The organism is Pelodictyon clathratiforme, assembly GCF_982375515.1.
In genome coordinates this window covers 627204-640737 of the sequence record NZ_OZ455102.1, presented here as the reverse complement: position 1 = coordinate 640737, position 13534 = coordinate 627204, and the positions used below count along the sequence as shown (strand labels likewise).

The 13534-nt window shown below is 46.0% G+C and carries 1 protein-coding gene; it reads right to left on the bottom strand.

What is annotated here, in order from left to right:
* Window positions 1-18: 18 nt before the first annotated feature.
* A complete protein-coding gene (locus tag AC56AD_RS03140) occupies window positions 19-13488 on the bottom strand; it encodes an O-linked N-acetylglucosamine transferase family protein (RefSeq protein WP_012507431.1) in 13470 nt (4489 codons plus the stop codon).
* Between the last annotated feature and the right edge of the window lie 46 nt (window positions 13489-13534).

Genomic DNA, 13534 nt, shown 5'->3' with positions numbered 1-13534 from the left:
GAAACAAAATTATCAAGATTACGCAATCTTGATGTGATCCGGAAGAAATCCTCTCTGATATCGCTCATACATCGCATCATAAGCCGCTTCAATATTCCGCGTAAAGAGTTCGGTATCAAACAATGGTGTGGTGAGCCGGTTCTGCTCCAGTTTACGGCGGATATTGCCCAGTTTTTCCGGATTGGTGGCAACATCAATCGCAAGAGCCTCATACTCCTCCTGCGTAGAGGTAATCAGTTCCGGCAACTGCATCGCGTTCAACAAACTTGCAGCTACCCTGCTGGCAAATGATTCACCAGCGAGCGTCAACACCGGCAACCCCACCCAAAGTGCATCACTCGCCGTCGTATGGGCATTGCACGGAAAGGTGTCAAGGAACAGATACCCCAACCGCTGCCTTGCAAGATGTTCTGCAAGTGGCATCCGTTGTGCAAAAACAATCCTGGCGGCATCAATACCCCGTTTTATCGCTTCTTTTCGCAAATTATCCGCTGCTGTCACATTATCCTCAAGAAGCCAAAGAACGCTACCCTCTACCTGCCGAAGGAGCCGCATCCAGCCATCGAAAGTAACTGGAGTAATTTTATAGTTATTGTTAAAACAGCAAAAGATAAATCCTTTTTCCGGCAACCCGCACTCTTTGCGAGTGAAAACCCTTTCAGCAATGGTACGTTTTGTATCATTGACCTGATAACTATCGGGGAGATAGGCAATTTTTTCAGTATAGCCGTACCGGCAGCTTTCCGGAATCAGTGTCGGATCCGCAATAAGGTAATCAATATAATCCGCGCCCATGGTACCGGGATAGCCAAGATAACTCACTTGTATCGGCGCTGCCCGCAGGGCAAAAATCCCACATCGGGAATCCTGTGTAAAACCTTTCAGGTCAACTGCAATATCAATTTCCAACTCCCGTGAAAGGAGCGCAACCTCTCGGTCAGATTGGGTACGTACATCGACAAAGCAATCAAAAGCAATTGCAACCCTTTTTCTCATCTCATCTTGCCTGTCAGGCCCGAAAGAAAAGGCAATGATCTCAAACCGTGAGCGATCATGCATTTCAAACAGCTCCGCCATCAGATAAGCTGTTGCATGATTGTGAAAATCTGCCGAATAGTATCCAATGCGGATTTTATCATGCCGCGAGCGCTTGACAAGAAGTGGAAGTTCCGGGTTTGCGGAATATTTTTCCTGTACATAATCTGATGATACTTGTTTTTGCAACAAGAGCGAACCTATCAGGGCAAGAAGAGGAAATGGTGTTGATGCTTTTTCATGTCGCTCTAATTTTTCTCTCAGTTGAGAAACATGATGCTTAAAAGTGCTCCAGTCACAAATGTGCATCATGGTATACAGACGTACTCCAAATAAAAACTCGTAACCTGGGTTAATGAAAAGAGTTTTGTCAAAATTTATAAGAGCCTCATCATATCGCTTCAGCTCCCGTAAGGCGATGCCAAGATTAAAATAACCGTCCGCACTGTCTGGTTTAAAGGCAATGGCACGCTCATAACTCAAAAGAGCCTCATCATACCGTTTCAACTCTTTTAACACAACGCCACGATTACGGTAAGCCTCAGCATAGTCTTGTTTGATGGCAATGGCACGCTCATAGCTCAAAAGAGCCTCATCATTGCGGTTTAAGGCCTGTAATACACTGCCTCGATTGGAATACGCTTTGGCATAGTCCGGCTTAAGAGCAAGTGCCTTTTCATAACTTACAAGCGCCTCATCGTACCGTTTCAGCTCTTGTAAAGCAATACCTCGATTAGAGTAAACATGAGCATCACCAGGCCTGATTGCAAGAACCTTGTCATAATTATCGAGAGCCTCACGGTAGCGTTTTAAATCCTGTAATACATTTCCGAGATTATAGTAAGCATCAGCATAATCCGGCCTGAGCGCAAGAGCCTTCTCATAACTTAATACTGCTTCATCATAGCGTTGCAACTCCTTAAGAGTAATACCACGATTAGAGCAGGCTTCAGCATCGCCTGGCTTGATTACAAGAACCTTGTCATAACACACAAGCGCCTCATCATACCGATTCAGCTTCTGTAATGTATTTCCAAGATTATAACAAGCAGCCGCATAGTCCGGTTTGAGTATAAGCGCCCTGTTGTAACTCAATACAGCCTCATCATAACGATGTAATTTTGTTAACACCAGGCCACGATAAAAAAAAGCAGCCGCATAATCTGCTTTACGTTCAAGAGCGTTATCATAACATTGCAACGCCTCATCGTACCGTTTCAGCTCTTGTAAGGCAATACCTCGATTATTCCATACCGTTGCATGAGCGGGATTGATTTTGAGTGCCTGATCAAAGAGTTCCTCCGCTTCTGGAAAATTCTTTCTTTGAGCAGCAACAGTTGCCAAAAGCCGAAGAGCATCAAAGTGTTCCGGATTTGCACGCAAAATCTCCCTGTAAAGAACCTCGGCATCATCCAGACAACCCTGCTGATGCAGCGCCAACGCAGAGTGCAACCTGATAGAATGAGCAGGCCTATACTGGGCGGCTGTTTCAGATGCAACACTGACATCTTGCTCCGCCCTTACTCCCGGAACAGTACCCTTCATCAACGACTCTTTCCTGCCTTCCGCTGATGGTAACGATACAATATGCCCAGGAGGCAACCCCTCCTGATATCTCTCATAGATAACACCATAAGCCTCCTCGATATGATGAGTGAAACGTTCTGTATCAAACAGAGGGGTCGTCAGCCGGTTTTTCTCCAGTTTCTGCCTGATCACAGTCAACTTTTCGGGGTTGGTTGCAAGTTCAATCGCAAGAGCTTCATACTCCTCCTGTGTAGAGGTAATCAGTTCCGGTAACTGTATGGCATTAAGGAGACTTGCAGCCACTCTTGCGGCAAAGGTTTCACCGGCAAGCGTCAAAAGTGGCAAACCAGCCCACAAAGCATCACTTGCCGTCGTATGGGCATTACACGGAAAGGTGTCGATAAACAGGTCTGCCAGCCGATGCCGTGCAAGGTGTTCAGCCAAAGGCATCCGCTTTGCAAAAATCAGCCTTTCTGCATCAACACCTCTTTCAGTCGATTCCTTCCGCAAATTTTCTACCGCTTTTGGATTACCCCCAAGGAGCCAGAGAACACTTCCCTCCACCCGTTTGAGAATGCGCATCCAGCCGTCAAAGGTGACAGGAGTGATTTTATAGTTATTGTTAAAACAGCAAAAGACAAATCCTTTTTCCGGCAGCCCGCACTCTTTGCGAGTGAACACCCTTTCAGCAATGAGACGCTTTGTATCGTTAACCTGATAGCTGTCAGGGAGATAGACAATTTTTTCCGTGTAACCATACCGGCTGCTTTCGGGTATCAGTGTCCGGTCAGCAATAAGGTAGTCAATATATTCAGCACCCATGGTAGCAGGGAAACCAAGATAACTGACCTGAATCGGAGCTGCCCGCAGGGCAAACATACCGGGACGGGCGTACTGCGTAACACCTTTCAGGTCAATTGCAATATCAATTTCGAGTTCCCTTGAAAGGAGCGCAACCTCTCGGTCAGACAGGGTTCTCACTTCAATAAAGCGGTCAAAAGCAATTGCAACCCTCGCTCTCATCTCATCCTGAACCTCTGGCCCAAAAGAAAAGGCCGTGAGTTCAAAGCGCGATCTGTCGTGCCGTTCAAACAGCTCAGCCATCAGATTGGCTGTTGCATGATTATGAAAGTCCGCCGAGTAGTAGCCAATGCGAATCCTCTCATGCTGTGGATAGGTTACCATGACTGGAAGTTCATGATTCGCAGGATATTTTTCCTGCACATAAAGCTTTGCTACCTCCTTTTGTAAAACAAGTGAATCAAGAAGCGCAATAACGGGAAATGGTATGGATACTTTTTCGCAGCGCCCTATTTTTTCTCTCAGTTCACGAACATTATTGTAAAAGATACTCCAGTCACAAATCTGCATCCTTGCATACAATCGAAGTCCATATAAAAAATCAAAAGTGGGCTCAAAAGTATAAGCATTGTCATAGCTCAATACCGCATCTTCATAGAGTTTCAATTTCTGCTGAATAACGCCCCGATTGAAATAAGCTATTGCGTAATCCAGCTTGACTGCAATGGCTCTGTCATAATCCAAAAGAGCATCCTGATAACGTTTCAAGTCTGTCAAGGCATTGCCTCGATTGACGTATGCTTCAGCAAATTGAGGATTTCGTGCAATCGCCTCACCATAATTTGATAACGCCTCATCGTATCGCTGTAACTCCTGTAAAGCAAGGCCTCGACTATAGTGCGCGTCAGCGTAGTCCGGTTTGAGTGCGATCACCTTGTCATAACACAACAGAGCGTCGTCATAGCGCTGAAGCCTTTTTAACGCTACGCCACGCTTATACAAAGCCTCAACATAATCCGGTTTGATACCAATCGCTTTCTCATAGCCCGACAGCGCCTCTTCATGCCGTTCCAGCTCCTGTAGTGCAAGAGCCCGGTTATAACAAGCCTCAGCATAGTCAGGTTTAAGAAGAAAAGCCCTTTCATAACTTGATAACGCGTCACCATACCGTTTCAGCGCTATTAACGTATTCCCCCGATTGTTCAGTGTAATCGGGTGATCGGGCTTGATGGCAAGTGCATGATCAAAGAGCTCAAGAGCCTCATGAAAATTCTGTTTTTGAGCAGCAACAGTTGCCAAAAGCTGCACAGCTTCAAAGTAATCCGGATTTGAGTGCACAACCTCCCTGTAAAGAACCTCGGCATCATCCAGACAACCCTGCTGATGAAGGGCCAACGCAGACTGCAATGTGGCAAAATATGCAGGCCCTGACCGGGCGGCTGTTTCAGCTACTGCGGAAACATCTTGCTCCGACCTGGCCTTTGGTAATGCAAGAGCCATCGTCAGCAACGGCTCGCTGCCTTCTGCTGATGGTAACGATACAATATGCCCAGGAGGCAACCCCTCCTGATATCTCTCATACATAACACCATAAGCCTCCTCAAGATGATGAGTGAAACGTTCTGTATCAAACAGAGGGGTCGTCAGCCGGTTTTTCTCCAGTTTCTGCCTGATCGCAATCAACTTTTCGGGGTTGGTTGCAAGTTCAATCGCAAGAGCTTCATACTTCTCCTGTGTAAAGGTAATCAGTTCCGGTAACTGTATGGCATTAAGGAGACTTGCAGCCACTCTTGCTGCAAAGGTTTCACCGGCAAGCGTCAAAAGTGGCAAACCGGCCCACAAAGCATCACTTGCTGTCGTATGGGCATTGCACGGAAAAGTGTCGAGAAACAGGTCTGCTATCCGGTGCCTTGCAAGGTGTTCAGCCAAAGGCATCCGCTTTGCAAAAATCAGCCTTTCTGCATCAACACCTCTTTCAGTCGCTTCCTTCCGCAAATTTGCCGCAGCTTTTGGATTATCCTCTAATAACCAGAGAACGCTTCCCTCCACCCGCTTGAGAATGCGCATCCAGCCCTCAAAGGTGACAGGAGTGATTTTATAGTTATTGTTAAAACAGCAAAAGACAAAGCCGATTTCCGGCAATCCCAGCTCTTTACGAGTGAACACCCTTTCAGCAATGAGACGCTTTGTATCGTTAACCTGATAGCTGTCAGGGAGATAGACAATTTTTTCCGTGTAGCCGTACCAGCAGCTTTCCGGTATCAGTGTCCGGTCAGCAATAAGGTAGTCAATATATTCAGCGCCCATTGTACCGGGATAACCAAGATAACTGACCTGTATCGGCGCTGCCCGCAAAGCAAATATACCGGGACGTGAGTGCTGCGTAAAGCCTTTCAAATCAATTGCAATATCAATTTCAAGTTCCCTTGAAAGGAGCGCAACCTCTCGGTCAGATTGGGTACGTACATCGATAAAACGGTCAAAAGCAGTGGCCACCCTTCGTCTCATCTCATCCTGCGCGTCTGCACCAAAAGAAAAGGCAGTGAATTCAAAATTCGATCTATCGTGTCGTTCAAACAGCTCCGCCATCAGGTAAGCCGTTGCGTGGTTATGAAAATCTGCGGAGTAGTAAGCAACTCTAATTTTGTCATGTCGCAAGCACTTTGTAATAACAGGCAACAAATGATCAAGAGCTTGTTTTGCATCCACATAAATCAAAGCAGCCTCTTTTTGCTGCGACAGTGAATCACTTATTGCAAAAAGAGTAAAGGGGGACGATACCCTTTCATGATGCCCTATTTTTTCTCTCAGAAGCGATACATGATTATCAAAATCAACCCAGTCACAAAACAACATTCTTATTGCAAAGCGCATTCCCGGAAGAAAATCATAGCCCGCATTAACGGCAAATGCCTTGTCATAACTTGACAACGCCATATCGTACAGCTTCAGCTCTTCGAACACAATACCTCGGTTAACATAAGCCTCAGCATAGTCGGCCTTGATTGTTACGGCCTTGTCATAACTTGATATTGCTTCGTCATACCGTTTCAACTCCTTAAGGGCATTCCCCCAATTGTTCAGTGAGTTTGGGTGATTTGAATTGATTGTAAATGCCTGATCAAAGAGTTCCACCGCTTCTGAAAAATTCTTTTTTTGCGCTGCAATTGTTGCCAAAAGCTGAAGAGCATCAAAGTGTTCCGGATCTTCACGCAGGATCTTCCTGTAAAGAACCTCAGCATCATCCAGACAACCCTGCTGATGCAGCGCCAACGCAGAGTGCAACCTGGTAGAATGAGCAGGCCTATACTGGGCGGTTGTTTCAGATGCAACACTGACGTCTTGCTCCGCCCTTACTCCCGGAACAGTACCCTTCATCAACAACTCTTTCCTGCCTTCCGCTGATGGTAACGATACAATATGCCCAGGAGGCAGCCCCTCCTGATATCTCTCATAGATAACACCATAAGCCTCTTCAAGATGATGAGTGAAGCGCTCTGTATCAAACAGAGGGGTCGTCAGCCGGTTTTTCTCCAGTTTCTGCCTGATCGCAATCAACTTTTCGGGGTTGGTTGCAAGTTCAATCGCAAGAGCTTCATACTCCTCCTGTGTAGAGGTAATCAGTTCAGGTAACTGTATGGCATTGAGGAGACTTGCAGCCACTCTTGCCACGAAAGTTTCACCTGCCAGCGTCAAAAGAGGCAACCCGGCCCACAGAGCATCACTTGCCGTCGTATGGGCATTACACGGAAAGGTGTCGATAAACAGGTCTGCTATCCGGTGCCGTGCAAGGTGTTCAGCCAAAGGCATCCGCTTTGCAAAAATCAGCCTTTCTGCATCAACACCTCTTTCAGTCGATTCCTTCCGCAAATTTTCTACCGCTTTTGGATTACCCCCAAGGAGCCAGAGAACACTTCCCTCCACCCGTTTGAGAATGCGCATCCAGCCGTCAAAGGTGACAGGAGTGATTTTATAGTTATTGTTAAAACAGCAAAAGACAAATCCTTTTTCCGGCAGCCCGCACTCTTTGCGAGTGAACACCCTTTCAGCAATGAGACGCTTTGTATCGTTAACCTGATAGCTGTCAGGGAGATAGACAATTTTTTCCGTGTAACCATACCGGCTGCTTTCGGGTATCAGTGTCCGGTCAGCAATAAGGTAGTCAATATATTCAGCACCCATGGTAGCAGGGAAACCAAGATAACTGACCTGAATCGGAGCTGCCCGCAGGGTAAATATACCGGGACGGGCGTACTGCGTAACACCTTTCAAGTCAATTGCAATATCAATTTCCAACTCCCTTGAAAGGAGCGCAACCTCTCGGTCAGATTGGGTACGTACATCGATAAAACGGTCAAAAGCGGTGGCCACCCTTCGTCTCATCTCATCCTGCGCATCTGCACCAAAAGAAAAAGCAGTGAGTTCAAAGCGCGATCTGTCGTGCCGTTCAAACAGCTCGGCCATCAAATTCGCTGTTGCATGATTATGAAAGTCCGCTGAGTAATAACCAATACGAATCCTCTCATGCCGCGAATGCCTTTCAATGAGTGGAAGCTCATGGTTTGCAGGAAAAATCCCCTGCATAAAAATTGTGGAGACCTTTTTTTGCAATGATAGAGAATCTACTGATGCAAAAAAGATAAACGGAGGTGCAACATATTTGTGACACTCTATTTTTTCTATGATAACGGAAAGATAATGATCAAAATTGGCCCAGTCACAACTATGCATCCTCATATGCAAACAGATTCCATATACCAAAGGATAGTCTGGTTTCAGAGCAATAACTGCGTCATAACTTATGAGCGCCTCATCGTATCGCTGTAACTCCTGTAAAGCAAGACCTCGACTATAGTGCGCGTCAGCGTAGTCCGGTTTGAGTGCGATCACCTTGTCATAACACAACAGAGCATCGTCATAGCGCTGAAGCCTTTGTAACGCTACGCCACGCTTATAATAAGCTTCTGCATAATCCGGTTTGATGCAAATCGCTTTCTCATAGCTCGACACTGCCTCTTCATGCCGTTCCAGCTCCTGTAGTGCAAGAGCTCGGTTATAAAAAGCCTCAGCATAGTCAGGTTTAAGAAGAAAAGCCCTTTCATAACTTGATAACGCGTCACCATACCGTTTCAGCGCTATTAACGTATTCCCCCGATTGTTCAGTGTAATCGGGTGATCGGGCTTGATGGCAAGTGCATGATCAAAGAGCTCAAGAGCCTCATGAAAACTCTGTTTTTGAGCAGCAACAGTTGCCAAAAGCTGCACAGCTTCAAAGTAATCCGGATTTGAGTGCACAACCTCCCTGTAAAGAACCTCGGCATCATCCAGACAACCCTGCTGATGAAGGGCCAATGCAGACTGCAATGTAGCAAAATAAGCCGGCCCTGACCGGGCGGCTGTTTCAGCTACTGCGGAAACATCTTGCTCCGACCTGGCTTTTGGTAATGCAAAAGCCATCGTCAGCAACGGCTCGCTGCCTTCTGCTGATGGTAACGATACAATATGCCCAGGAGGCAACCCTTCCTGATATCTCTCATAGATAACACCATAAGCCTCCTCAAGATGATGAGTGAAACGTTCTGTATCAAACAGAGGGGTCGTCATCCGGTTTTTCTCCAGTTTCTGCCTGATCGCAATCAACTTTTCGGGGTTGGTTGCAAGTTCAATCGCAAGAGCTTCATACTTCTCCTGTGTAAAGGTAATCAGTTCCGGTAACTGTATGGCATTAAGGAGACTTGCAGCCACTCTTGCTGCAAAGGTTTCACCGGCAAGCGTCAAAAGTGGCAAACCGGCCCACAAAGCATCACTTGCTGTCGTATGGGCATTGCACGGAAAAGTGTCGAGAAACAGGTCTGCTATCCGGTGCCTTGCAAGGTGTTCAGCCAAAGGCATCCGCTTTGCAAAAATCAGCCTTTCTGCATCAACACCTTTTTCAATAGCCTCTCGCCGCAAATTCTGAGCGGCTCTTTGAGTATCCTCAAAAAGCCAGAGCACACTACCCTCAACCTGGCGGAGAATGCGCATCCAGCCGTCAAAAATGAGAGGAGTAATTTTATAGTTATTGTTAAAACAGCAAAAGACAAAGCCGATTTCCGGCAATCCCAACTCTTTACGGGTAAAGAGTTTTTTTGCAATGAGACGCTTTGTATCGTTGATCTGATAGCTGTCAGGGAGATAGACAATTTTTTCGGTGTAGCCATATTGGCTGCGTTCCGGTATCAATGTTCGATCAGCAATGAGATAGTCAATATACCCGGCACCCATGGTACCAGGGAAACCAAGATAACTGACCTGAATCGGTGCTGCCCGCAAGGCAAATATGCCGGGACGAGAGTCCTGCGTAAAGCCCTTCAAGTCAATTGCAATATCAATCTCGAGCTCCCTTGAAAGAAGTGCCACCTCTCGGTCAGATCGGGTTCTCACATCAATAAAATAGTCAAAAGCACTTGCAACCCTCGCTCTCATCTCATCCTGCTTGTCCGGCCCAAAAGAAAATGCCGTAAGTTCAAATCGACTTCGGTCATGCCGTTCAAAAAGCTCTGCCATCAGGTAGGTCGTTGCATGATTATGAAAATCCGCCGAGTAGTAGCCAATGCGAATCCTCTCATGCTGTGGATAGTTTACCATAACTGGAAGTTCATGATTCGCAGGATATTTTTCCTGCACATAAAGCTTTGCTACCTCCTTTTGTAAAACAAGTGAATCAAGAAGCGCAATAACGGGAAATGGTATGGATACTTTTTCGCAGCGCCCTATTTTTTCTCTCAGTTCACGAACATTATTGTAAAAGATACTCCAGTCACAAATCTGCATCCTTGCATACAATCGAAGTCCATATAAAAAATCAAAAGTGGGCTCAAAAGTATAAGCATTGTCATAGCTCAATACCGCATCTTCATAGAGTTTCAATTTCTGCTGAATAACGCCCCGATTGAAATAAGCTATTGCGTAATCCAGCTTGACTGCAATGGCTCTGTCATAATCCAAAAGAGCATCCTGATAACGTTTCAAGTCTGTCAAGGCATTGCCTCGATTGACGTATGCTTCAGCAAATTGAGGATTTCGTGCAATCGCCTCACCATAATTTGATAACGCCTCATCATAGCGCTTCAACTCTTTTAATGCAGAGCCACGATTAGAGTAAGCCGCAACATATTCAGGATTGAGCAAAATTGCCTTGTCATAACTCAGCACCGCTTCTTCGTATTGTTTCAGATGCTGTAATGCAAGAGCCTGATTAAAATACGCCTGGGTATAATCAGGTTTAAGTACAAGAGCGCTGTTATAGCTCAAAAGCGCCTCGTCACACCGTAACAACTCCTTCAACACATTACCACGATTAACGTATACCTCAGGATAATCCGGCTTGAGAGCAATAACAGCATCATAACTCAAAAGCGCCTCATCGTACCGCTGCAACTCCTTTAACGTGATACCCCGATTATAGTATGCCTCAACATAATACGGATTGAGTTCAGTCGCACGATCAAAACAGTGCAATGCCTCATCGTACCGTTTCAACTCCTTTAACGTATTGCCCCAATTGTTCAATAATTCCGGACAATCGGAATTGATTGCAAATGCCTGCTCAAATAGCGCAGCAGCTTCGCTGAAATTCCTTTTTTGTGCTGCAACTGTGGCTAAAAGCTGCAATGCATCAAAGTGTTTGGGATTTGCACACAGGATCTCCCTGTAAAGCGCCTCAGCTTCATTGATCCGCCCCTGCTGATGGAGCGTCAGTGCCTCCGGAAACCTCGAAGCATGATCACTTGCTGCATCACATACAAGAGCAGCCTTCTGCCCATGCCTTTCTCCTGATGATTCCAAAGCCATCGTCAGCAACTCTTTCCTCTCTTCTGCTGATGGTAACGATACAATATGCTCTGGCAGTAATCCGTCCTGATATCTCTCATACATAACACCATAAGCCTCCTCAAGATGATGAGTGAAACGTTCTGTATCAAACAGAGGGGTCGTCAGCCGGTTTTTCTCGAGTTTCAGCCTGATCAGCTTCAACCTGTCCGGATTGGTGGCAAGTTCAATCGCAAGAGCCTCATACTCTTCCTGTGTACAGGTGATAAGTTCCGGTAACTGGATGGCATTAAGCAGACTTGCCGCCACTCTTGCCACGAAAGTTTCACCTGCCAGCGTCAAAAGAGGTAGCCCAGCCCACAGAGCATCACTTGCCGTCGTATGGGCATTGCAGGGATGGGTGTCAAGAAACAGGTCTGCCAGCCGATGCCGTGCAAGGTGTTCAGCAAGAGGTATCCGCTTCGAAAAAATCAGCCTGTTGGAATCAACACCTCTTCTCGTCGCTTCCTTCCGCAAATTTTCCGCAGCTTTTGGATTATCCTCAAAGATCCAGAACACACTTCCCTCAACCTGCCGGAGAATACGCATCCAGCTATCGAAGACGAAAGGAGTAATTTTGTAATTATTGTTGAAACAGCAGAAGACAAACCCTTTTTCCGGTAATCCGCACTCTTTCCGGGTAAAATCTTTCTCTGCAATCGTGCGCTTTGTATCATTAACCTGATAACTGTCGGGGAGAAAGACAATTTTTTCAGTATAGTACTGCCGGGAATAAACCGGTATCAATGTTTGGTCAGCAATGAGATAATCCATCGAGTCCATGCCCATGGTACCAGGATAACCAAGATAGCTAACCTGTATCGGCGCTGCCCGCAAGGCAAATATACCTGTGCGAGAATCAGTCGTAAAGCCTTTCAGATCAACCGCAATATCGATTTCCAACTCCCTTGAAAGGAGCGCCACCTCTCGGTCAGAGCGGGTTCGCACATCAATAAAACGGTCAAAAGCACAGGCAACCCTCGTTCTCATCTCATCCTGCTTGTCCGGCCCAAAAGAAAAAGCGGTAAGTTCAAATCGCCTTCGGTCATGCCGTTCAAACAACTCTGCCATCAGGTAGGTCGTTGCATGATTCTGAAAGTCAGCGGAATAATAACCAATACGAATTTTCTCATGCCGTTCACGTTTGGCAATGAGTGGCAAGGGAGCATTAATAACATGTTTCGCATTGACATATATTCTGGCTGCCTCTTGTTGTAACAAAGGCGAATCGACGAGTGCAAGAACAGGAAATGGTGTTGATACGTTTTCGTGGCGAGATATTTTTTCTCTGAGCAAAAACACCTGATGCTCAAAACTTCTCCAGTCACAAATTCGTACGCTGAGAAACAGTTGTTCAGCAAACAAAAAATCATAGTCCGGCTTGCACGCAAGAGCTCGACCATAACTCAATACAGCCTCATCGTACTGTTTCAGCTCCTGCAACGCTACCCCTCGATTAGCATGAGCCTTGGCATAATCCGGTTTGAGTGCAAGAGCTCTATCATAACTCAGAACGGCATCATGGTAACGTTTCAATTCTGTTAACGCATTACCTCGATTTGAGTGTGCCTCTGCATAATCCGGTTCAAGTGCAATCGCCTTGTCATAACTCAAAACAGCTTCATCATACCGTTTCAGCTTTTTTAAGGCCAGGCCACGATTAAAATAAGCCGCAACATAATCCGGTTCGAGTGCAAGAGCTCTATCGTAATACAGTAAAGACTCCTCATATCGGCTCAATTCCTGTAATACATTTCCGTAATCAGAACAAACCGCAGCATTATTACCTTTGAAAGCCAGTCCACAACTCAGAACGACTTCATCATACCGTTTCAGGATTTTTAAAACTGCTTCACGGTTCAAAGCAGCTTCTCCATAGTCCGGATTAAGCGCGATCGCTTTGTCAAAACTCAACACTGCATCATTGTAGCGCTTCACTTCACACAATACAATGCCATAATTATTTAAGGAATTTGCGTGTTCAGAATTGATTTCGAAGGCCCGCTCAAACAAAGCAATAGCTTCATGAAATTGTTTTCTTTGTGCTGCAATTATTGCCAAAAGCCGAAAAGCATCAAACTGATCAGGCTCCGTCACCAAAATCTCCCGATACACTGCTTCAGCTTCATCCAATCGGCCTTGCTGATGGAAAGTCAATGCTGCCTGAAGCCTCGCAACAGGAGCATCTGATGGGTCAGAAGTTTCAGTCTGATGTTCAACCCGAAAACCGCCAAGTTGCTTTGACTTTTCTTTTTTGGGTATACGATGCTTCATTGAACCCTTTTGAATGCAGATCCATTTCAAAACCCCTGTGTAATTC

Bases quoted from the DNA above. Each gene is read 5' to 3' on its own strand.
- AC56AD_RS03140 (WP_012507431.1), bottom strand. From the start codon at position 13,488: ATGAAGCATCGTATACCCAAAAAAGAAAAGTCAAAGCAACTTGGCGGT.